Raw genomic sequence first — 21466 nt, 5'->3', positions numbered from 1 at the left:
CGCGCGGCCCAGATGCGGGAGTCGGTGAGCTACCGCGTGCCCCGTGAAGCCCGTCCGGGCCGCACCCCGCCGAGGTCCGCGCCGACGCCACCGGCTACCCGGAGAACGTCTCCGCCAGCGTGACCGCCTCCCCCAGGCTGTCCACCACCGGCACCCCCGCAGCCTCCAGGCTGCCGCGGCTGTGCGCGCCCCCGGTGTACAGCACCGCTCGGGCGCCCACGTGCGCCGCCGCCACCGCGTCGTCCAGCGCGTCCCCGATGACCACCGAGTCCTCCGGAGCGGGGCCGCCCGCGGCGGCCAGCGCGGCGAAGTGCCGCTCCATGTGGAGCGCCTTGCTCCCCCCGGAGGGCCCCGTGCGCCCGTCCACGCGGACGAACCGCGGTTCGATGCCGTAGCCCCGGACCAACGGGACGAGCTGCTCGTGTCCGTACATGCTCAGCAACGACTGGCTGCGTCCGGCGTGCTGCCACCGGATCAGCAGCTCCTCGACCCCCGCGGTGAGCCCGCAGGCCACCCGCTGCTCGGTGTAGTGGCGGTGGAAGCTGCCGTCCATGCGCTCCCACTCGGCCTCGGTGGGCATCCGGCCCATGAGCCGCTCGTAGAACCGGGGTATCGGCACGCAGTACATCTCGCGGTACCGCTCCAGCGTGATCGGCGCCACCTCGATCTCGGCGAACGCGGCGTTCGTCGCGTGGATGACGGCCTGGATGTCGTCGAGCAGCGTGCCGTTCCAGTCCCAGACCAGATGGGTGCGTGTCTTCGCGGATGCCATGGAGAAAACGTACCCGCGAGGTCTGACAACGCGAGCCCGGACCTCGCCTGAGCTGCGGAAACCGCAAGGGCGGGGCGGCCGATGGCCGGGCACCCGGCCGACGGCTCAGCCGATCAGCTGTCCGATCTCCTGCACCCCGAACCACAGCAGCTCGTGGTCCTCGGCCCCGTCCACGGTGAACTGCGCGTCGTCGTCGCCGAGGTCCGCCGCCCCCAGCGCGGCCGCCGCCGCGGCCACGTCCCGCTCGGCGTCGTCGGCGTCCACGTGCACCGCGGCCGCCTTGGCCAGCGGCAGCGCGGCCGCGATCCGCACCTCACCCAGCGACGACGCGCTCAGCCCCTGATCGGGGTCGGCCAGGGCTTCCCCGTCCGGCACGTCGACGGCGACGACGACCCGGCGCCGCGCCTCGTCCGATCTCCCGGCGATCATCCGCAGCGAGGCGGCGGCAGCCCGGTTGAGCGCCGCGTACTCCAGCTCCTCGATGTCGTCGGAGACGTACCACTCGCGCAGCCCGGGGGTCACCGCGTACGCCGTCAGCGGGGCCGGCCCGACCTCGCCCGTGCCATGCGCCGCTGCGAGACCGGAGAGGGTCAGGGGAACGTACACGCGCATCGCAGGCCGCTTTCGTAGAGGGAACGCCCTGAAGGATACGTGGCGGAGGTCCCCTTTCGGGTTTCGGCAACCGGGGTGCTCCGTCCACCGAGGACAGGCCGTCACCCCCGCTTTGCCCCTTGTGGCGCACGGGGCGGGCCACGGATAGGTGAACCCGTCCCGGAGCGGGTGTGCGCCGGAAGGCCGCTTGCGGCGCTGACGGCCGTCCCCGTAGAAGATCCCCACCACACAAGTTACCGCCCGGTATTCACCGGGCCCGGTTCACGGGGGCGATGAACATGAGCACGGACAGCACGAGGCCCACCGGCCGCCGCGACCAGCGCAGGCCCCGGGTCGTACCTCCCCAGCGGTCACGGCGGCAGCCGCACCGGCCGCCCCGGCCCCACCAGTGGTTCGCCGAACGGCTGCTCGCCGTCCTCAGCGGACAGCGTCCGGTGCACTGGATGCTCGGCCACACCATCGGCGACGCCTACGACCAGCTCGCCGAACTGGCCCCCAGCACCCCGCTCGGGGCCGCCCGCGGCAGCCGCCCGGTGCTGCGGCACTGCCGCGGCGCGCAGCCCGCCACCGGGGTGGTCGAGGCGTTCGCCAGCATCACGGCGGGCGACCGGGTGCAGGCCATGGCCTTCCGGCTGGAACAGGGCGCCGACCATCGCTGGCGCTGCGCCGCCGTGGAGCTGGGCGGCGAGCGCCTCACCACCGGCCGCCCCGGCCCGCGGTGACCGGGAGGACACGGCAGGGGCCGGACACCATGCGGTGTCCGGCCCCTGCCGTGCTCATGCCCGGGGTGCTACTTCTTGCGGCGGCGACCGCCACCGCCGCTGGTCTTCTGGGCCTTGCGGCGCTCGGCACGCGTCATGCCGTCGGCGGAACCGGACCGCGTGGCTCCGGCGCTGTCGGTGGCGAAGTCGCCCTCGACGACCCCGCCCTCGCCGTCCACCGTGGGGGCGGAGAAGTGCAGCCGGTCCGGGCGCTGCGGAGCCTCCAGGCCCTTGGCGCGGATCTCCGGACGCGGGGTGGCCGCCGCGCCCTCCTTCTCCAGCGAGGTGCGCTCGGCGGCGTCCTGCACCGGAACCTCCTCGACCTGCTGCTCGACCTGGACCTCCAGGTTGAACAGGTAGCCGACGGACTCCTCCTTGATGCCCTCCATCATGGCGTTGAACATGTCGAAGCCCTCGCGCTGGTACTCCACCAGCGGGTCCTTCTGGGCCATGGCCCGCAGGCCGATGCCCTCCTGGAGGTAGTCCATCTCGTAGAGGTGCTCGCGCCACTTGCGGTCGAGCACCGAGAGGACGACCCGGCGCTCCAGCTCGCGCATGATGTCGGAGCCGAGGGTCTTCTCGCGCTCCTCGTACTGCTCGTGGATGTCGTTCTTGACGGACTCGGCGATGAAGTCGGCGGTGACGCCCGCCAGGTCCCCGGCCGCGTCCTCCAGCTCCTCCACGGTGACCTTGACCGGGTAGAGCTGCTTGAAGGCGCCCCACAGCCGGTCCAGGTCCCACTCCTCGGCGAACCCCTCGGCGGTCTCCTGCCGGATGTAGTCGTCGATCGTGTCGTCCATGAAGTGCCGGATCTGGTCCTGGAGGTCCTCGCCCTCCAGCACGCGGCGGCGCTCGCCGTAGATGACCTCGCGCTGCCGGTTGAGCACCTCGTCGTACTTCAGGACGTTCTTCCGCGTCTCGAAGTTCTGCTGCTCGACCTGCGACTGGGCGGAGGCGATGGCGCGGGTGACCATCTTGTTCTCGATCGGCACGTCGTCGGGGACGTTCGCCATCGACATGACGCGCTCGACCATCTGCGCCTTGAACAGACGCATCAGGTCGTCGCCCAGCGACAGGTAGAACCGGGACTCGCCCGGGTCGCCCTGACGGCCGGAACGACCGCGCAGCTGGTTGTCGATGCGGCGCGACTCGTGGCGCTCCGTGCCCAGCACGTAGAGCCCGCCGAGATCCTTGACCTCCTCGAACTCCGCCTTCACCGCCTGCTCGGCCGCCTCCAGGGCCGCGGGCAGCGCGGCCGCCCACTCCTCGACGTTCTCCTCCGGGTCGAGGCCGCGCTGGCGCAGCTCCGCCTCGGCGAGGTCGTCGGGGTTGCCGCCGAGCTTGATGTCGGTGCCTCGTCCGGCCATGTTCGTCGCGACGGTGACGGCGCCCTTGCGGCCCGCCTGGGCGACGATCGTCGCCTCCCGGTCGTGCTGCTTGGCGTTGAGGACCTCGTGCTGCACACCGCGCTTGGAGAGCTGCTGCGAGAGGTACTCGGACTTCTCGACCGAGGTGGTGCCGACCAGGATCGGCTGGCCCTTCTCGTGCTTCTCCGCGATGTCGTCGACGACTGCGGCGAACTTGGCGACCTCGGTGCGGTAGATCAGGTCCGACTGGTCGGCGCGGACCATCGGCCGGTTCGTCGGGATCGGCACCACGCCGAGCTTGTAGATCTGGTGGAACTCCGCGGCCTCGGTCATGGCCGTACCGGTCATGCCGGAGAGCTTGTCGTAGAGGCGGAAGAAGTTCTGGAGGGTGATCGTGGCGAGGGTCTGGTTCTCGTCCTTGATGTCCACCCCTTCCTTCGCCTCGATCGCCTGGTGCATGCCCTCGTTGTAGCGGCGGCCGGCGAGGATACGGCCGGTGTGCTCGTCGACGATCATGACTTCGCCGTCGATGACGACGTAGTCCTTGTCCTTCTTGAACAGTTCCTTGGCCTTGATGGCGTTGTTCAGATAACCGACGAGCGGGGTGTTCACCGACTCGTAGAGGTTGTCGATGCCGAGCCAGTCCTCGACCTTGGCGACGCCGGACTCGTGGATGGCCACGGTCCGCTTCTTCTCGTCGACCTCGTAGTCGCCGGTCTCCTCGATGCCCTTGAGCTGGTTGCCCGCCTCGCCCTTGGTGAGACGCGTGACCAGCTTGGCGAAGTCGCCGTACCACTTGGTGGCCTGGTCGGCCGGGCCGGAGATGATCAGCGGCGTACGGGCCTCGTCGACCAGGATCGAGTCGACCTCGTCGACCACGGCGAAGTTGTGGCCGCGCTGGACGAGCTCGTCCTTGGACCACGCCATGTTGTCGCGGAGGTAGTCGAAGCCGAACTCGTTGTTCGTGCCGTAGGTGATGTCGCAGCCGTACTGCTCGCGGCGCTGGGCCGGAGTCATGTTGGCGATGATGCAGCCGACGGACAGCCCGAGGAACTTGTGGACCCGGCCCATCAGCTCGGAGTCACGCTGGGCGAGGTAGTCGTTGACCGTGATCAGGTGCACGCCCTTGCCGGAGAGGGCGTTGAGATACGTGGGCAGGGTGCCGACGAGGGTCTTGCCCTCACCGGTCTTCATCTCGGCCACGTAGCCGAGGTGCAGGGCCGCTCCACCCATGATCTGTACGTCGTAGTGGCGCTGCCCGAGGACACGCTTGGCGGCCTCGCGGATCGTGGCGAACGCTTCGGGAAGCAGGTCGTCCAGGCTCTCGCCGTCCGCGTACCGTTCCTTGTACTCGTCGGTGAGCGCCCGCAGCTCGGCGTCGGAGAGGGTGACGAAGTCCTCTTCGATGGAGCTGACCTGGTCCGCGATGCGGTGCAGTTTGCGCAGGATCTTGCCTTCGCCTGCACGCATGAGCTTGTTGAAGACGGACACTGAGGCTGGTCTCCTTGCCGGTCGGGCCTGGCACTGGGTCGTGTGATGGACTCTGGCGCGGGCACGGCAGGTGGGCCCCACCGCAACGGCCATCGTAAGCGAGGACACCACCGCGTCGGGAGGGCTGCTGCCGCGTGGACCTCGCCGCCCCCCTTGACGGACAACGCCCCGGAGGCGCGGAAGGTGCCGGGAAGCCCCGAAAGTGCTCGCATCGAGGCGCCGGGCTCACCAGAATCGGTCCATGGAGCCGATCACCCTCACCACGGAACGCCTGATCCTGCGCCCCTTCGGCCCGCAGGACACGTACCGGGTGCACGCCGCCTGCCAGGATCCCGACATCCAGCGCTGGACGGTGCTCCCCTCCCCCTACCGCCTCACCGACGCGGAGCTGTTCACCGCGAGGCTCTCCCCGGCGGGCTGGCAGGACGACTCCGTGTACAGCTTCGCCCTCGTCCTGCGGGACTCCGAGGCCCTGGTCGGCGCCCTGGGGATGCACCGCCGCAGCCGCCCGGGAACCTACGAGGTCGGCTTCTGGGGCGCCGCGGACCACCGCGGTCACGGTTACGTCTGCGAGGCGGTGCTCGGCTCCGCGCGGTGGGCCTTCACCTCGCTCGGGGCGGACCGGCTGGAGTGGCGCGCGGAGATCGGCAACACCGCCTCCCGCGCGGTCGCCCTGCGCGCGGGGTTCCAGATGGAGGGCGAACAGCGGTCCGGGCTGCTCAACAAGGGGGTGCGGCGCGATGTGTGGACGGCCGCCCTGCTCCCCTGCGATCTGGGGCTGCCGGGCGTCCACCCCTACCTCCCCGGGCGCGACGCACGGCGGTCCGGGGAGGCGTCGGGTTCCGGACCGTGAGCGGGCGGCGTCCGGACCCGGGGTGTCAGTGGCGCCGTCTAGGGTTCGACGTATGACGCCTGTGCCTCCTCCCGCAGTCGAACTCTCCGCTGACCAGGCCCGCCGTATCGCGCTGCGCGCCCAGGGATTCCTGGGGGCGCCGGACCGCCGGGCGGGAGTGCCGGGGGTGCTGCGCCACCTCGGGGCTGTCCAGCTGGACACCATCTCGGTGCTGGCCCGCTCGCACGAGCTGATTCCCTACGCCCGGCTGGGCGCGGTGGGCCGCCGCGCGGTGGAGGAGGCGTACTGGTCGGGCGGCCGCTCCTTCGAGTACTGGTCGCACGCCGCGTGCATCCTGCCGGTCGAGGAGTGGCCGCACTTCGCGTTCCGCCGCCGCGCCTACCGCTCCCGCCCGCACTGGCACCACGATCTGCCCGACGGCGTCTACGACACGGTGATCAAGCAGCTGCGCGCCGAGGGCCCGTTGACGGCCACCGAGCTGGGCGGCGCGAAGAACGGCGGCGAGTGGTGGGACTGGTCGGCGTCCAAGATCGCCGTCGAGCGGGCCCTGATGTACGGCGAGGTGGTCTGCACCGAGCGACGCGGCTGGAAGCGGGTCTACGACCTGGCCGAGCGGGCCATTCCGGACGCCGTGCTCCATGACGACCTGGACGACCGGGAGTGCCGGCGGCGGCTGGTGGCGCTGGCGGGCCGGTCGCTCGGCGTCGGCACCCGCGGCGACATCGCGGACTACCACCGGCTGAAGGGCGAGGAGTTCGACGCCGTGGTGGCGGACTCGGGGCTGGTGCCGGTGACGGTGGAGGGCTGGGCGAAACCGGCCTGGGCGGACCCGGAGGCGCTCACCAGGGAGCCGCGCGGACGCCACCGTACGACGCTGCTGTCACCGTTCGACTCGCTGGTGTGGGAGCGGGCGCGCACGGAGCGGATCTTCGACTTCACCCACCGCCTGGAGGCGTACGTCCCCAAGCAGAAACGGATCCACGGCTATTTCGCGATGCCGTTGCTGACGGGCGGCAGGCTGCGCGGCCGGGTCGACCCGGCGCGCGAGGGCACCACGCTGGTCGCCCGGCAGGCGTCCCTGGCCGGTCCCCGGGCCGTGGTCCCGATGGCCGAGGCGCTGGTGGAGGCGGCGGGCTGGGTGGGCTGCACGGACATCCGGGTGGACCGGGTGGAGGCCCCGGAGCTGCGCGAGCCGCTCAGGACGGAGATCGGCCACGCGTGGCAACGCGCCTACCGCTGACGGACTCCGCGGGGGCAGGGCTCTCGGCGGCGGTCGCGTCCGCTATCTGATCTCCAGAATCTTCTCGCGCATGGCGTAGACCACGGCCTCCATACGGGAATGCAGCTGCAATTTCTCCAGGATGTTGCGGACGTGGTTCTTCACCGTGTTCTCGGAAATGAACAACTCCTTGGCGATGTCCCGGTTGTTCATCCCGGTCGCCACGAGTTTCAGCACTTCCAGCTCCCGTTCGGTGAGCCGGGGCGCGGGCACGAGCCGACGCTCGTCGGTGCGCTGGATCATCGATTTGAACTCGGTGAGCAGCTTGGAGGCCATGGAGGGACTGATCTGGGACTGTCCGTCGGCGACGGCGCGAATGGCGGTGGCCACCTCGTCGGTGGAGATCTCCTTGAGGAGGTATCCGGTGGCGCCCGCCTTGATCGCGTCGTAGAGGTCGGCCTCCTCGTCGCTGATCGTCAGCATGATGATCTTCGCGCTGGGTGCCACCTCCTTGATGGCGGTGCAGGCCTCGATACCTCCGCGCTTGGGCATCCGGACATCCATCAGGATGATGTCGGGCAGCAGGTCGGCGGCCTTGTCGACGGCCTCCGAGCCGTCCCCGGCCTCGCCGATGACCTGGATGTCCTCCTCCTGCGCGAGGACGATCTCCAGACCCCTGCGGAAGAGCGCGTGGTCGTCGACCACGAGCACCCGGATGGGCTCCCTGCGTGACGCCGCGTCCGCGCCGGTGTACCCATCGGCGTCGTCGGCGTCGTTGTCGGAGTGACGCGCGTCGCGCACGGGCCCGAAGGTGTCCGCCATCAATCCTCCCCCTGAAGGCCGCGGCCCGGAGTCTCGGTCGTTCGCCAACGGCGCTTCTCAGAGCGCCGATTGGCTCGGGCTGCCATGATTCCATGCCGGGACGCGACCCCGGTGGCCGTGTGCTCGTACGCGTGTGCCCCCGGTGGCGTGAAAACGCCCCAGGGGCACCACGGCGACGGGGCCTCAGCCGCCGAGCGCACCGCCCGCGCCGCCCGCCTCGTCAGCGGCCAGCGGGTCGGTCCTCAGGTGGATGACACCGTAGTCATAGGCGTGACGCCGGTAGACGACGCTGGGTTCCTTCGTCTCGGAGTCCACGAACAAGTAGAAGTCGTGACCGATCAGTTCCATCTCGTAGAGCGCCTGGTCGAGCGTCATCGGTGCGGCGGTGTGGGTCTTCTCGCGCATCACGAGCGGCCCGTCGCCCTGCACTTCGAGCGAGCCGACCATCGTGGTGGGGACGGACTCCGAGGGCTGGTCGCCTACCAGTTCACCGTCCTCGTCGAACGAGGCGACACCAGGCACCACATCCCCGACCTCGGCCGCCGACAGCCGTCCGTTGCCACGGCGGCTGTAGCGCTTGTCGTGCTGCTTGCGCAGCCGGGCCTCCAGCTTTCCGGTGGCCAGGTCGAGCGCTGCGTAGGGGTCGCCGGCCGCCGCCTCCGCCCGGATGACCGGCCCCCGCGAGCGGAGCGTGATCTCCACCCGGTCGGAACGGTCGGCCTGACGGGGATTCGGCTCCTTGGACACCTCGACGTCGAGGCTGATCACCTTGCCGTCGAACTTCTGGATCTTGTCCAGCTTCAGCTTCTCGGCCACGTGCTTGCGGAACCGCTCGGGCACCTCGGTCTTGCGGCCCTTGACGACGATGTCCACGCAGAACTCCGTTCCCGGATCGCTCCGCTCAGCGGCGGAGCGTCTCCCTTTCACACCAAGCCCCGGAGATCACCGGGGCCTCGGACTCGGTGGCTTTCGCCTCCTCCTCCCCCGTCGGAAGAGCCGCAACCCCACCGACTTGCGCCCTTCTCCTGCGGTGAGTTACCTGCCCGAAACCTGCTGGTGCATTCGTCGAGGTTCGGTCTTCACCGCGCCTCACAAACGAACATAGCTTGCGCACCCTGCTCTCGGCACCCGCTACTGGCACGTACCTCCGTTCAGGGGGTATCAGCCTCTCTGTACCTGCAACGATGCAATTTTTCGGTCAGTTCCGGTTTATTTCGAAGGCGGACGGAGAAGCTGCGACGACCGCCGCCCGGCACACCGGTCTCCCGGCCGTCCTCGGGTCGCGGCCGAGGCCCTCGTCGACGGCTCGCGCCGCCTCCGCCAGCGTCGAACCCGTCGTCAACAGGTCGTCCACGAGAATCACCGCACCGTGGCGGATCAGCCGCTCCCCGCCCGCCACCAGCTCCAGGGCTCCGGCCAGGTTCACCCGGCGCTGACGGGCTCCGAGACCGGACTGATCGGCGACCACGCGCCGCTGCCGCAGCACCGGGACTGTTTGGGCCGGCAGCCCCGTACGCCGCAGGTACTGCGCGGCCGCCGTCGCGATCCTGCGCACCGGGTCGTGCCCCCGGGCCGCCGTGGCGGAGCGGGCCGACGGCACGGGGACCAGCAGCAGGGGCCCGGGGCCGCCCGACCGCCTCGTCCCGGCCCGCACACCACCCGCCAGGGCCCGTCCGAGCACTCGCGCGAGCCCGAGTGCCCCGCGCTCCTTGTGGGCCAGCAGAACCGCGCGTACGGCGTTCTCGTACGGCGCCGCCGCGTGCACCGGCGGCAGCCCCGGGGGCCGGGGAGAGGGCCAAACCCGGCGGGGCGGGGTGCCGTGCAGCGCGGCCTCGCACGCCGCGCACAGGTCGGATCGCGGTCTGCCGCAGCCCGCGCAGGCGACCGGCAGCACCAGTCCGCACAGCTCCCGCCACCCGCCCAGCACCACCCCACTGTGCCGGGGCCGCGGCGAGCGGACCACCCCTGTGGAAAACTCCGGCCGCTCGGGTCCGCGGGCCTCCGATCAGCCGGGATAGACCAGCGAGGTGCCCTGCTTGAGCACCGTCTGCCAGTTGTCGCCCGGCGAGAGCTTCACGATGCCGTCGCCCTCCGTCTCCGCCATCAGCGGAAGCAGCTCGTCGTCGGCCGCGGCGACCGACTCGACCTGGTTGACCCCGGGCAGCGCGCCCGACGACGACGTGGAACCGTCCGCCTGCACGTACCGCACCTGCTGTACGCCGCCCTCCTCCTTGCCGACCACCACCAGACGGCTGCGGCCGGACCAGGAGATGGCCGTCACGTCGGCGAGCTGCGGCGCGGCCTGACGGAGGTCCTCGACCGAGACCTCGGGCGCCACGGCGGACCCCCGGCGCTCGACCCGGCCGATCTTCAGGGTCGTATGACCGTCCTTCGACAGCAGCAGCGCGATCCGCACCCCGTCCGCCGACATCCGCAGCGCTTCGATCCGGCTGCCGTCCAGGCCCGGAACCCGGACCTCCCGGGGCTCGCCCGCTCCTCCGGTCAGCCGCAGCAGCCGGGAACCGGCCGGGTTACGGTCGGCGACCCACAGGTCACCGTGGCCGTCCCAGCTCGGCGGGGACAGCCGGTCGGCGGCCTCCTTGGCCGTACTGGTCACCAGGGGCGCCGCCAGCTCCTCCGCCGATTCCAGGGAGGACACGTACAGGTTCTGCCCGTCGGCCGACACCGCGGCAGCCCGCCGCTCGTCCCGGGCCACGCCCACCGAGCCCATCGGCACGGTGCCCGCGCCGAGCGGACCGATCACCGGCTCGGGCGCCGCGTTGCTCTCCACCGCGCCGGGAAGGCTCTCCACCTGCCCCTTGTCGTTGATGAAGTACTGGCTGTCGGGACCTCCGGAGCCGCTGTCCGCGGAGAACGCCCCGGCGTCGTCGGCGTCCAGGGAGCAGAGCTTGCCCCGGCCGCCCTCCAGCTCCACCCGCTCCACCCGCGCCGAGGTCAGGTCCCGGAGCGTGTAGAGCACCTGGGCGGCCATCATCCGGCAGGCGCTGCGGTCCGCCTTGTCGGCCTTCGCGTTGAGCGGCACCTTCAGGACGTTCTGGTCGTCCGGCGCCAGCGCGGTGACGTCCCTGCGCAACGCGGTCCCGGTCGGGAACCGGGAGTCGACCACCGGCCGCAGCCAGTTCGTCGGCCCGGCGAGCAGCGTCCTGACGGTCTGCGTGGTCGTCCCCATCCGGGTGACCGGGTCCGTACCGTTGCGTACGTAGACGGGGTCGGCGACGAGCATCGGATCCCCGCCCGTCCGCCCGGTGGCGAAGTAGTACTTGTTCACCGAGCGGTAGAGCCGCTTGAAGTCGGACTGTCCGAGGAGCAGACCGTCCGGGACGACGTCGATGCGCCACTCCTGCTTGCCGTCCGCCCCCTTCTCCAGCACCAGATGCAGCGTCTGGGAGTAGTCGGTGGGGGCGAGCGGCCGGTAGGAGCTCTGGTCATCGACCGCCGCGACCTTCTTGCCGGTCAGCGTGTAGGTCGTCTCCGCGTCGCGAGTGGCCCGGCTGGCCTCGTCGTGCAGGAGGGGGCCGCTGCGGTTGGGGGCCTGGGCCAGGACCGTGGTGCCCCCGCTGGGCTGCCAGGTCCGCCGGGCGTCGGCGCTCAGATACTTCCGCGTGGTCGCGAACGCGGGATCGTCACTGGTCATCGACTCCAGGAACCCGTCGACGATCTCGCTGGGCGGCGCGCCCTCCCGGGGCGCCACGGCGTACACCTGCACCTGCGAGTCGCCGGGCTGCGAGGCGTCGACCGCCTTGACGTCGCCGGTCATCGGCATCGATCCGCACCCGGCCAGGACGACGAGGGAGCAGCCGATCAGCACGGCCACCCGCACCGCGCGTCCGTGGCCGCCCGGAGAGCGGTCAGTACCCACGAGTGGTGTCCTCCTGATCGGAATTCCGCGCGCCGTCGGGCGCGCGCTCACCGGAGCGCTCCGGGACCGGGCGCGCGACGACGCGTGCCGCGTTGCCGGGCAGGGCCGCGGGGTGCACCGAGGCCGTCGCCGGATTCCGGGCCGCGGGGCCGCGCGCGGGTACGGGCAGCGGCGAGCGTTCACCGGCGGCGGGCTGGTTCGGCACGGACGGCAGCCGGTGACCGGCCGGGTACGCGGCTGCCGCGTCGTCCCGCTCCCGGTCCTCCCGGTTGCGCCGGGAGTCCTCGGGCTCCAGCGGTATCGGCGACCCGCGCAGCGGCTCGTCCGCCGTACGCGGCAGGGTCAGCCGGAACTGCGACCCGCCGCCCGGCTCGCCCCAGGCCTGGAGCCAGCCGCCGTGCAGCCGGGCGTCCTCGACGGCGATCGACAGGCCGAGGCCGGTCCCGCCGGTCGTCCGGGCCCGGGCCGGGTCGGCCCGCCAGAACCGGTTGAAGACACGGGTGGCCTCGCCGGGCTTGAGCCCGACTCCGTAGTCGCGCACCGCCACGGCCACCGCGCCCTGCGCCACGCCCATCCGCACCACCACGTCCCGGCCCTCGCCGTGCTCGACGGCGTTGACGACGAGGTTGCGCAGCACCCGCTCGACGCGGCGGGCGTCCGCCTCGGCTATGACCGGCTGGTCGTCGCCGACGACGAGAATCCGGCTGCCCTTGCGCTCGGCCAGCGGCTCGGCGCCGCCGATCACCCGGTGGACCACTGTCCGCAGATCTATCGGCTCGGCCTCCAGGGCGGCCGCCCCCGCGTCGAATCGGCTGATCTCCAGCAGATCGGAGAGCAGCGACTCGAACCGGTCGAGCTGGTCGCCCAGCAGTTCGGCGGAGCGCGCGGTGACGGGGTCGAAGTCGACGCGCGCCTCGTGGATGACGTCGGCGGCCATCCGTACGGTCGTGAGCGGGGTCCGCAGCTCGTGCGAGACGTCCGAGACGAAGCGCCGCTGCATCCGGGAGAGCTCCTCCAGCTGCTGGATCTTCAGCTGAAGGTTCTGGGCCATCTTGTTGAAGGCCTCACCGAGCCGGGCGATGTCGTCCTCACCGGTGACCTTCATCCGTTCCTGGAGTCTGCCCGCGGAGAGCCGCTCGGCGATTCCGGCGGCCATCCGCACCGGCGTGACGACCTGCCGCACCACGAACCAGGCGATCGCCCCGAGCAGCACGACGACGAACAGCCCCGCGGTCGCCAGGGTCGTCTTGACCAGCGTCAGCGACTTCTCCTCCTGGGTGAGCGGGAAGAGGTAGTACAGCTCGTAGGGGTGCTGGTCGATGTCGTAGAGCCGCTTGCCGACGACGAGCCCCGGCTGCGAATCCTTGCCGTAGGAATACCGGATCTCGGAGTACGTCTGGAAAGCGCCCTGGCCCTTGCCGACGTCCTCGCGCAGTCGCTCGGGAACACTGGACGCCTCGACGCTGCCCGAACCGCGCGGCGCCCGGCTGCCCGCGCCGTCGTTCACGGAGTCGGCGCTGAGCGCCACCACGTTGAACGCGTTCTTGCCGCCACTGGCGAGCTGGTCGACCAGCTCGGTACGCCAGGAGGTGCTGCCGGTCACGCCGTCGGGGCTGCCGCTTCCCTGCCCCCCGGGGGCGAGGGAAGCGTTGGCCTTCTCCTGGGCCGCGGCGAAACCGCCGGCGGCCTGGGTCTGGGCGGCCTTGCCCTTCGCGTCGAGCAGCCCGTTGCGCACCTGCCCGATCACGACGAACCCGAGCAGCAGCACCACGGCCATCGACATCAGCAGCGTGCCCGCGACGACACGGAGCTGCAGGTTGCGCCGCCACAGCCGGACGGCGGGGAGCAACGGACGGCGCACCCACCGCATCAGCAACCGCGGTACGGGCCCGCCGGGCGTCCGGTCCTCGAACAACCGGCCACCCCGCAGGAAACGGCTCATACGCGGTGCCCTCCGTCCCGGGCCGGCAGCCCGCTCCGTACGGACTCCCGGCTCCCCGGGCCCCGGAGCAGCGCTGCCTCCGGCCATCTCAGCTCGGTCCGGCCTTGTAGCCGACGCCGCGGACCGTCACCACGATCTCCGGCCGCTCCGGGTCCTTCTCGACCTTGGAGCGCAGACGCTGGACATGCACGTTCACCAGGCGGGTGTCGGCCGCGTGGCGGTAACCCCACACCTGCTCCAGCAGGACCTCACGGGTGAAGACCTGCCACGGCTTGCGGGCGAGCGCGACCAGCAGGTCGAACTCCAGCGGAGTCAGGGCGATGGACTGCCCCTCCCGTTTCACGGAGTGACCCGCCACATCGATGACCAGGTCACCGATGGTGAGCTGCTCCGGGGCGGGCTCCTCGGACCGCCGCAGCCGTGCCCTGATCCGGGCGACCAGCTCCTTGGGTTTGAACGGCTTGACGATGTAGTCGTCGGCGCCCGACTCCAGACCGACCACCACGTCGACGGTGTCGCTCTTGGCGGTGAGCATGACGATCGGCACACCCGACTCGGCTCTGATCAGCCTGCACACCTCGATGCCGTCCCTCCCGGGCAGCATGAGGTCGAGCAGCACCAGGTCAGGCTTGGCCTCACGAAATGCGGCCAGTGCCTTGTCGCCGTCCGCTACGAACGACGGCTCGAAACCTTCTCCACGCAGCACGATGCCGAGCATCTCGGCCAGTGCGGTGTCGTCGTCGACGACAAGGACGCGTCCCTTCATAATCGACATCATCCCATTAGCTAATCGTTACCTGCGATGACCTGGCACACAGCTCCGCCAGTCCGACCCCGGTGACCGGGGAAATGACCCCCTCCTCCGTGACGATCGCCGTGATCAGTTCCGGCGGCGTGATGTCGAAGGCCGGGTTGTACACCGGGGCTCCGAGGGGCGCGACCACCATTCCGCCGCCTCCGTCGACCGCCGCACCACGCGGAGGTGTGAGCTCCGTCACTTCCTGCCCGGGGCGTTGCTCGACGACGATCGCCGTGCCGTCCGGGGTCTCCAGATCCACCGTCGTCGTCGGCGCCACCACGATGAAGGGCACATGGTGGTACTTCGCCAGCACCGCCAGGGGATAGCTCCCCACCTTGTTGGCCACCGAGCCGTCGGCGGCTATGCGGTCCGCACCGACGAGGACGGCGTCCACCTCACCGGCGGCGAACAAGGAGCCCGCCGCGTTGTCCGTGAGCAGGCTGTACGCCAGCCCGTTGCGCGCCGCCTCGTACGCGGTCAGCCGCGCCCCCTGCAACAGCGGCCGCGTCTCATCCACCCACAGCCGCCGCAGCCGCCCCTGCCGGTGCACCCGCAACGCCACGGCGAAGGCCGTCCCCTCGCCCCCCGACACCAGAGCTCCCGTGTTGCAGTGGGTCAGCAACCGGTGCCCGCCCCCCGGCAACAGCTCGTCGAGCAGGGTCACCCCGAACTCCGCCATACGTTCGCTGGCCCGCGCGTCCTCCTGGTGCAGCGCCCGCGCCTCGGCGAGCGCCGCCGCGGCGGCGGCCTCCGTGCCGGCGCCCTTCTCGGCAGCCGCCCAGTAGGCCTGGGCCACCCGCCGGACCCCGTATCCGAGGTTGACCGCGGTGGGCCGCGCCCGCTCCAGCAGACCCGCGGCCTCCGCCACGTCGTACCCCCGTGCCGCCGCGAGCGCCACCCCGTAGCCCCCGGCGATCCCGAGCAGCGGGGCCCCTCGCACCGCCAGCGCCTGGATGGCCCGCACCAGCGCGGGCACATCCGTGCACACCAGCTCCACCTCCTCGGCGGGCAGCCGCGTCTGGTCGAGGAGCACCAGCACCGGGCCTTCCGGAGGCTCGTCCCAGCGAAGTACGGGAAGGGCCGGAGGCTCGATGCCCACCGGCGATTGCGCGTCCTGATCAGCCATCTGCCCAGTCTGCCCGGTGAGCCGCCCACAAATGAAGGCGCAAGAGAGATAGAGCGCCTGATCCGTGGCAGAGCGGCGCGTGGCACGATGGCTGCCAACCTGCCGCCCCGATGAGCGGTCAGGACGGTGAAGGAGCGAGAATGAACGACTCTCCGGGCTGGGCTTCGCCCGGATCTGCCCCCTCCGACGGCAAGGAGACGGCGATTCCCCGCCCCTCCGACCCTCAGGACGGAAGCGGCCCGACGGGACAGTGGTCCCCCGAGCAACCGCCCGCCGGGCAGTGGTCCCCACCGAGCAACCCCGGCAGCGGCCCCGGTGCACCCCCACCCGGCCCCGGATGGGGAGGCAGCCCCCAGCGGCAGGGCTGGGGCGGACCGCCCCCGGCCGCGCAGCCCGGTGTCATCCCGCTGCGCCCCCTGAGCCTCGGGGAAATCCTGGACGGCTCCGTCTCCGCGCTGCGCGCGCACTGGCGCACGGCACTCGGGTTCAGCCTGGGGGTCTCCGTGATCACCCAGCTCGCGGTCATCCTCCTGCAGCGCTACCTCCTGCCGGAACCGACCTCCATCGACCCGAACGCCACCGGCTCCGAAGCCCTCCGCCAGGCGTCCGAGTCCGCCCGGTCGACGCTCCTCTCCCAAGCTCCGGCCACCCTCATCACGATGATCGCCACGCTCTTCACCGCATCCGTCGTGACCGTGGTGATCAGCCGCTCCGTAATGGGCCGCCCTACCTCGCTGGCCGACGCCTGGGCCGAGGCCCGCCCCCGCCTCCTCCCGCTGCTCGGACTGACCGTGCTGCTGACCCTGATCATGGTCGTGACCATGACCGTCGGCATCGGCCCCGGCCTGCTGCTGGGCTCCGCTGCGGGTGCCGCGCTCGCCCTCCTCGGCTTCCTCGCCGCCTGCGTCGTGGCCCTCTGGCTGCATGTCAGCTTCGCCCTCGCCGCCCCTGCTCTGATGCTGGAGCGGCAGAGCATCGTGGCCGCGCTGCGCAGGTCCGCCAAGCTCGTCCGCGGCGCCTGGTGGCGCACCTTCGGGATCCTGGCGCTGACCTGGCTGCTCACCTTCCTGATCGCCGTCGTCATCTCCATTCCGTTCGACGTCATCGCGGAGATCGCCAACGGGGCCGACGCGGGCGACCTCTTCCGCGGCGCCACCCCCTCCACCGGCTGGCCCTTCCTGATCGTCTCGGGCATCGGCAACGTCATCGTCTCCACGCTGATCTACCCGTTCACGGCAGGCGTGATGGCCCTGCTCTACATGGACCAGCGCATTCGTCGCGAGGCACTCGACCTCGACCTCGCACGGGCAGCGGGCCTGCCCGGTTACGCCCCCGACACCCCCAGGAGCTGATGCGGTGTCGGGGGCGGAGGGCATAAAGGCAGCACGGCTGAACATCTCAACGGGCGACATTCCGGTGGACACCCCCCGGGCGCCCGCCCGGGAGGCGGCCGAGGGCGAGCTCTCCAAGCCGATGTACCACGAGAACGACCCGAGCATCGTCCAGCGGGCCTTGGACCAGTTCTGGGACTGGGTCTCCGGCCTCTTCGACACCGCCGCGAACGCCACCCCCGGCGGCCCGGCCGGGCTCGTCGTCCTGGTCGTCATACTCTTCGGCCTGGCCGCCGCCCTCTGGTGGCGGCTGGGCACTCCGCAACGCTCCTCCCGCGCCCAGGAGGCCCTCTTCGACAGCGACGGCCCCCGCAGCGCGGGCCAGCACCGCGCCGCAGCCGACACCCATGCCGCGGCTCTGCGCTGGAGCGAAGCCGTCCAGGAACGCATGCGCGCCATCGTCCGCGGCCTGGAGGAGCGGGCCCTGCTCGACGCCCGCCCAGGCCGCACCGCGGACGAGGCCGCAGCCGCGGCAGGCGCATCGCTGCCCGAACACGCCACCCGGCTCCGGGCGGCGGCTCGCAGCTTCGACGACGTCACATACGGCGGACGCAGCGCGAACGAGCACACGTACCTGTCCCTGCGCGCCCTCGACCTCGAACTCGACGGCGTAAAGCCCCTGCTGCCCGGCGCCTCCCGAGGAGCCGACGGATGACCGCGACAGCCACCCCTTCCCCCACCTCGACAGCACCCACCGCGCATCAGGTATGGACCCGGGCCCGAGCCGTCCTGATCGTCGTCCTCGTCCTCGTCATCGCCGGTATCACCTTCGCCGCCATACGCTCCGGCGGTCATTACGGCCGGCTCGATCCCCGCTCCACGGATCCCAAGGGCAGCCGAGCCGTCGCCGAACTCCTCGAAGCGCGCGGCATATCCATCACCGTCACCACCACCCTCGACGAAGCGACCGGCGCGACCGGCCCCGACACCACCCTTCTCGTCGCGGGCCCCAACCTCCTCACCCCCACGCAACAGCAGCGCCTGGCCGAAGCGACCTCCACCTCCGCCGGACGCACCCTCCTGGTCGCGCCCGGCACCCGCGCGGTGTCCCGCCTGGCCCCCGGTGTACGCGCCGAGACCCACCAGACGGTCGGCGCACTCAGCCCCTCCTGCGACCTGCCCGCCGCCCGCCGGGCCGGCACAGCCGACATGGGCGGCATCCGCTACCTCACGCAGGACACCACGGCCACCGCCTGCTACCCGAGCGACAACCTGCCCAGCCTGGTCGTCCTCCCTGCCGAGGACCACGGCGACACCGTCCTCATCGGCTCCCCGGCCCTCCTCCACAACGAGCGCCTCGATCAGCTCGGCAACGCCTCGCTCGCTCTTCAACTCCTCGGATCCCGACCGCATCTCGTCTGGTACCTCCCCTCTCTGACTGATCCGTCGGCCACGACCGACGACGGTGCTTCCGGCGGCGAGAGGGAGGACGGCGCCCGTCAGGACGCTCAGGGAGAGAGCGGCCTCCTCGACCTGCTCCCCTCCGGATGGCTCTGGGGAACGTCCCAGCTCTTCCTGGCCGCAGTCCTCGCAGCGATCTGGCGAGCCCGACGCCTCGGCCCCCTGGTCACGGAACGCCTGCCCGTAGCCATCCGCGCGTCCGAGGCCACCGAGGGCCGCGCCCTCCTCTACCGCAGGACCAAGGCCCGCGACCGGGCCGCCGACGCGCTCCGGTCCGCCACCCGCGCCCGCACAGCGCCCCTCATCGGAGTGCCCAGCCGGGACGCCCACACCCCGGCCGTCTTCCTCCCCGCCCTTTCCTCACGCCTCACCACCCCGGACCACGACCTCAGCACCCTGCTCTTCGGCCCGGCTCCCGCCACCGACGCGGCGCTTGTCCTCCTTGCCGATCAACTCGACGCCCTCGAAAGAGAGGTACGCACTTCATGAGCGCCCCGACCCCAGAGCCGGCCGAGCCCGCGGTGGCCCCGCCCGGCCCCACGGCTGCCGCGGAACCGGAGCCGTACGACAGGGCCCGCGCATCCCTCGAAGCTCTGCGATCCGAGATCGCCAAGGCAGTCGTCGGCCAGGACCCCGCGGTTACCGGACTCGTCGTGGCACTGCTGTGCCGTGGTCATGTACTGCTCGAAGGTGTGCCCGGTGTCGCCAAGACCCTCTTGGTGCGCGCGCTCGCAGCATCGCTCGAACTCGATACCAAGCGCGTCCAGTTCACCCCCGACCTGATGCCGAGCGATGTCACCGGCTCCTTGGTCTACGACGCGCGTACCGCGGAGTTCTCCTTCCAGCCCGGCCCCGTCTTCACCAACCTGCTGCTCGCCGACGAGATCAACCGCACCCCTCCCAAGACCCAGTCCTCCCTTCTGGAAGCCATGGAGGAGCGCCAGGTCACTGTCGACGGAACCTCCCGGCCGCTGCCGGATCCCTTCCTGGTGGCCGCGACCCAGAACCCCGTCGAGTACGAGGGGACCTACCCTCTGCCCGAAGCGCAGTTGGACCGGTTTCTCCTCAAACTGACTGTCCCTCTCCCCTCACGCCAGGACGAGATCGACGTACTCACCCGTCATGCCGACGGCTTCAACCCGCGCGACCTCAAGGCTGCCGGGATACGCCCAGTCGCCGGTCCCGCAGACCTGGAAGCAGCACGTCAAGCGGTCGCGAAGACCACCGTCTCCCCCGAGATCGCCGGCTACGTCGTGGATATCTGCCGCGCCACTCGTGATTCCCCCTCACTCACCCTCGGTGTCTCACCCCGAGGTGCCACCGCTCTGCTGTCGACCGCCCGCGCCTGGGCCTGGCTCACCGGCCGGGACTACGTGACCCCGGACGATGTGAAGGCCCTCGCGCTCCCCACGCTCCGTCATCGCATGCACCTGCGGCCCGAGGCTGACATGGAGGGAGTCACCCCCGACTCCGTCATCGCCTCGGTGCTCGCCCACGTCCCCGTCCCCCGATGAGGAAGTGACCATGGCCCTCACCGGACGTACCGCACTTCTGGCTGCCCTCGGGTCACTCCCCGTAGGCATCCTGGCCCCAAGCTGGATGGGGATGGTCGCGGTGAACGCACCGCTCTCGCTAGCGATTCTCTGCGACTATGCCCTGGCAGCACCAGTGCGGACGCTTCGTTTCACCCGATCCGGTGATACATCCGTTCGACTTGGCGGCTCGGCCGAAGTGCAACTCACCGTGACCAACACGTCGCGACGCCGTCTCCGCTCCCAGCTGCGGGACGCCTGGCCACCGAGCAGCTGGCCTGAGGGCGCCAGCGGCCCCTCACCCCGGCACACTCTGACAGTCCCCGCCGGGGAGCAGCGCCGCCTGACCACGGTTCTGCGGCCCACCCGCCGCGGAGACCGCCATGCCGAGCGCATCACGGTTTGTTCCTACGGACCTCTCGGACTCGCCGCGCGCCAAGGCCATCACCGGGCACCGTGGACCGTACGCGTCCTACCGCCGTTCACGAGCCGCAAGCACCTGCCGTCCCGGCTGGCCCGGCTACGGGAACTAGACGGCCGCACCAGCGTTCTCACCCGTGGTGAAGGCACCGAGTTCGACAGCCTGCGCGCCTACGTGCCCGGCGATGACACCCGGTCCATCGACTGGCGTGCCACCGCGCGTCAGTCCGCCGTAGCAGTGCGCACCTGGCGCCCCGAACGTGACCGGCACATCATGATCGTCCTGGACACCGGACGCACATCCGCCGGTCGGGTAGGAGACATTCCCCGTCTCGACGCCGCCATGGACGCCACCCTGCTCCTCACCGCTCTAGCGACCCGAGCAGGCGACCGGGTGAGCCTCCTCGCCTACGACCGCCGGGTCCGAGCCCGTGTGCAGGGCCGTACCGCCGCAGGCGACGTTCTCGCGACCGTCGTCAACTCCCTGGCCACACTTGAGCCGGAGCTCATCGAGACGGATGCCCGGGGCCTCAGCACGGCGGCCCTCGCCGAAGCCCCCCGAGGGTCCCTCATCGTGCTCCTCACGACACTGGAGGCCGCTCCGGTCGAGGAGGGTCTTCTCCCGGTGCTGCCCCAACTGACCCAGCGCCACACGGTCCTCCTGGCCGCCGTGTCCGACCCCCGGGTCGAGGAATTGGCCGCAGGACGGGGCACTGTAGAGGCGGTGTACGAGGCCGCCGCGGCTCGTCAGGCCCAGGCCGACCGGCGTCGAACGGCGGACAGGCTCCGACGCCATGGCGTCACAGTCGTAGACGCGCCCCCCGACAATCTGGCACCGGCGCTCTCCGACGCCTATTTGACGCTCAAGTCCGCCGGCCGCCTCTAGGGGCGTCGGGAGAGCGCGGGGGAGCCCGGGCTACGGAAAAGCCCCTGAACGCAGGAGAGCCCCGTACCATACGGTACGGGGCTCCCCCACAATAATTGTTCGGCGGCGTCCTACTCTCCCACAGGGTCCCCCCTGCAGTACCATCGGCGCTGAAAGGCTTAGCTTCCGGGTTCGGAATGTAACCGGGCGTTT

General features: G+C 71.1%; 18 protein-coding genes and 1 rRNA gene. 8 read left to right on the top strand and 11 right to left on the bottom strand.

What is annotated here, in order from left to right:
* Window positions 1–94: 94 nt before the first annotated feature.
* Both ACIRRU_RS06840 and ACIRRU_RS06835 read right to left on the bottom strand, forming a co-directional pair.
* Window positions 95–772, bottom strand: a complete 678-nt coding sequence (locus ACIRRU_RS06840; protein WP_403677108.1) for an HAD family hydrolase — start codon at window positions 770–772, stop codon at window positions 95–97.
* A gap of 105 nt (window positions 773–877) precedes the next feature.
* A complete protein-coding gene (locus ACIRRU_RS06835) occupies window positions 878–1384 on the bottom strand; it encodes a DUF6912 family protein (RefSeq protein WP_403677105.1) in 507 nt (168 codons plus the stop codon).
* Between the two features lie 278 nt (window positions 1385–1662).
* Here ACIRRU_RS06835 and ACIRRU_RS06830 point away from each other — a divergent pair, with 278 nt between their 5' ends.
* Window positions 1663–2106, top strand: coding sequence for an Rv3235 family protein (locus ACIRRU_RS06830; protein ID WP_403677102.1), 444 nt, complete (start codon window positions 1663–1665; stop codon window positions 2104–2106).
* A 68-nt stretch (window positions 2107–2174) separates the two neighbouring features.
* On the opposite strand, the gene secA is transcribed toward ACIRRU_RS06830, so the two are convergent.
* Window positions 2175–5003: a preprotein translocase subunit SecA gene (gene secA, locus ACIRRU_RS06825; protein WP_403677099.1), complete on the bottom strand. Its 2829-nt coding sequence runs from the start codon at window positions 5001–5003 to the stop codon at window positions 2175–2177.
* Between the two features lie 241 nt (window positions 5004–5244).
* Between secA and ACIRRU_RS06820 the strand changes: the two genes are divergently transcribed.
* The gene (locus ACIRRU_RS06820; RefSeq protein ID WP_403677096.1) at window positions 5245–5856 is read left to right on the top strand and encodes a GNAT family N-acetyltransferase; all 612 of its coding nucleotides are present in this window, start codon (window positions 5245–5247) and stop codon (window positions 5854–5856) included.
* 52 nt (window positions 5857–5908) lie between these two features.
* Window positions 5909–7096, top strand: coding sequence for a winged helix-turn-helix domain-containing protein (locus ACIRRU_RS06815; protein ID WP_403677092.1), 1188 nt, complete (start codon window positions 5909–5911; stop codon window positions 7094–7096).
* Window positions 7097–7138: 42 nt separating this feature from the next.
* Here ACIRRU_RS06815 and ACIRRU_RS06810 read toward each other — a convergent pair whose 3' ends face one another.
* The 7 genes from ACIRRU_RS06810 to mtnA form a co-directional block, all read right to left on the bottom strand.
* Complete coding sequence (locus tag ACIRRU_RS06810) at window positions 7139–7897, bottom strand: response regulator (RefSeq protein WP_403677089.1); 759 nt, start codon at window positions 7895–7897, stop codon at window positions 7139–7141.
* Window positions 7898–8080: 183 nt separating this feature from the next.
* Complete coding sequence (gene hpf / locus ACIRRU_RS06805; protein ID WP_403677086.1) at window positions 8081–8770, bottom strand: ribosome hibernation-promoting factor, HPF/YfiA family; 690 nt, start codon at window positions 8768–8770, stop codon at window positions 8081–8083.
* 325 nt (window positions 8771–9095) lie between these two features.
* On the bottom strand, window positions 9096–9824 hold the full coding sequence (locus ACIRRU_RS06800; RefSeq protein ID WP_403677083.1) for a ComF family protein: 729 nt from the start codon (window positions 9822–9824) through the stop codon (window positions 9096–9098).
* Window positions 9825–9902: 78 nt separating this feature from the next.
* Window positions 9903–11777 carry an LpqB family beta-propeller domain-containing protein gene (locus ACIRRU_RS06795; protein ID WP_403677081.1) on the bottom strand — a complete coding sequence of 625 codons (1875 nt, stop codon included), beginning with the start codon at window positions 11775–11777 and terminating at the stop codon, window positions 9903–9905.
* Window positions 11767–13806, bottom strand: coding sequence for an MtrAB system histidine kinase MtrB (mtrB, locus tag ACIRRU_RS06790; RefSeq protein WP_403677078.1), 2040 nt, complete (start codon window positions 13804–13806; stop codon window positions 11767–11769). Before mtrB ends, ACIRRU_RS06795 begins: the two co-directional genes overlap by 11 nt.
* Before the next feature lies 1 nt (window position 13807).
* A complete protein-coding gene (gene mtrA / locus ACIRRU_RS06785; RefSeq protein WP_007448372.1) occupies window positions 13808–14497 on the bottom strand; it encodes a two-component system response regulator MtrA in 690 nt (229 codons plus the stop codon).
* 4 nt (window positions 14498–14501) lie between these two features.
* Window positions 14502–15644, bottom strand: a complete 1143-nt coding sequence (mtnA, locus tag ACIRRU_RS06780; protein WP_403677075.1) for an S-methyl-5-thioribose-1-phosphate isomerase — start codon at window positions 15642–15644, stop codon at window positions 14502–14504.
* 140 nt (window positions 15645–15784) lie between these two features.
* Between mtnA and ACIRRU_RS06775 the strand changes: the two genes are divergently transcribed.
* Genes ACIRRU_RS06775 through ACIRRU_RS06755 form a run of 5 tightly spaced genes read left to right on the top strand, consistent with a single transcriptional unit; the run spans window position 15785 to window position 21274 of the window.
* Complete coding sequence (locus ACIRRU_RS06775; RefSeq protein ID WP_403677072.1) at window positions 15785–16996, top strand: hypothetical protein; 1212 nt, start codon at window positions 15785–15787, stop codon at window positions 16994–16996.
* 4 nt (window positions 16997–17000) lie between these two features.
* The gene (locus ACIRRU_RS06770) at window positions 17001–17690 is read left to right on the top strand and encodes a DUF4129 domain-containing protein (protein WP_403677069.1); all 690 of its coding nucleotides are present in this window, start codon (window positions 17001–17003) and stop codon (window positions 17688–17690) included.
* A complete protein-coding gene (locus tag ACIRRU_RS06765; protein WP_403677067.1) occupies window positions 17687–18925 on the top strand; it encodes a DUF4350 domain-containing protein in 1239 nt (412 codons plus the stop codon). The genes ACIRRU_RS06770 and ACIRRU_RS06765 overlap by 4 nt, the downstream gene beginning before the upstream one ends.
* Window positions 18922–19950, top strand: coding sequence for an AAA family ATPase (locus ACIRRU_RS06760; protein ID WP_403677064.1), 1029 nt, complete (start codon window positions 18922–18924; stop codon window positions 19948–19950). Before ACIRRU_RS06765 ends, ACIRRU_RS06760 begins: the two co-directional genes overlap by 4 nt.
* 10 nt (window positions 19951–19960) lie before the next feature.
* A complete protein-coding gene (locus tag ACIRRU_RS06755; RefSeq protein ID WP_403677062.1) occupies window positions 19961–21274 on the top strand; it encodes a DUF58 domain-containing protein in 1314 nt (437 codons plus the stop codon).
* A 97-nt stretch (window positions 21275–21371) separates the two neighbouring features.
* Here ACIRRU_RS06755 and rrf read toward each other — a convergent pair.
* Window positions 21372–21466: ribosomal RNA gene (gene rrf, locus ACIRRU_RS06750) — 5S ribosomal RNA — on the bottom strand; the annotation flags it as partial.

It is taken from the genome of Streptomyces sp. NPDC101181 (assembly GCF_044767975.1).
GTDB lineage: Bacteria > Actinomycetota > Actinomycetes > Streptomycetales > Streptomycetaceae > Streptomyces.
The sequence above is the reverse complement of the archived record's forward strand: the minus strand, read 5'-3'. Positions and strand labels throughout refer to the sequence as shown.

What these genes read in the sequence shown, in the direction of transcription:
- ACIRRU_RS06840 (WP_403677108.1), bottom strand. Translation starts at nt 772, where the DNA reads ATGGCATCCGCGAAGACACGCACCCATCTGGTCTGGGACTGGAACGGC.
- ACIRRU_RS06835 (WP_403677105.1), bottom strand. Translation starts at nt 1,384, where the DNA reads ATGCGCGTGTACGTTCCCCTGACCCTCTCCGGTCTCGCAGCGGCGCAT.
- ACIRRU_RS06830 (WP_403677102.1), top strand. Translation starts at nt 1,663, where the DNA reads ATGAGCACGGACAGCACGAGGCCCACCGGCCGCCGCGACCAGCGCAGG.
- ACIRRU_RS06820 (WP_403677096.1), top strand. Translation starts at nt 5,245, where the DNA reads ATGGAGCCGATCACCCTCACCACGGAACGCCTGATCCTGCGCCCCTTC.
- ACIRRU_RS06815 (WP_403677092.1), top strand. Translation starts at nt 5,909, where the DNA reads ATGACGCCTGTGCCTCCTCCCGCAGTCGAACTCTCCGCTGACCAGGCC.
- ACIRRU_RS06810 (WP_403677089.1), bottom strand. Translation starts at nt 7,897, where the DNA reads ATGGCGGACACCTTCGGGCCCGTGCGCGACGCGCGTCACTCCGACAAC.
- mtrB (WP_403677078.1), bottom strand. Translation starts at nt 13,806, where the DNA reads ATGGCCGGAGGCAGCGCTGCTCCGGGGCCCGGGGAGCCGGGAGTCCGT.
- mtrA (WP_007448372.1), bottom strand. Translation starts at nt 14,497, where the DNA reads ATGATGTCGATTATGAAGGGACGCGTCCTTGTCGTCGACGACGACACC.
- mtnA (WP_403677075.1), bottom strand. Translation starts at nt 15,644, where the DNA reads ATGGCTGATCAGGACGCGCAATCGCCGGTGGGCATCGAGCCTCCGGCC.
- ACIRRU_RS06775 (WP_403677072.1), top strand. Translation starts at nt 15,785, where the DNA reads ATGAACGACTCTCCGGGCTGGGCTTCGCCCGGATCTGCCCCCTCCGAC.
- ACIRRU_RS06765 (WP_403677067.1), top strand. Translation starts at nt 17,687, where the DNA reads ATGACCGCGACAGCCACCCCTTCCCCCACCTCGACAGCACCCACCGCG.
- ACIRRU_RS06760 (WP_403677064.1), top strand. Translation starts at nt 18,922, where the DNA reads ATGAGCGCCCCGACCCCAGAGCCGGCCGAGCCCGCGGTGGCCCCGCCC.
- ACIRRU_RS06755 (WP_403677062.1), top strand. Translation starts at nt 19,961, where the DNA reads ATGGCCCTCACCGGACGTACCGCACTTCTGGCTGCCCTCGGGTCACTC.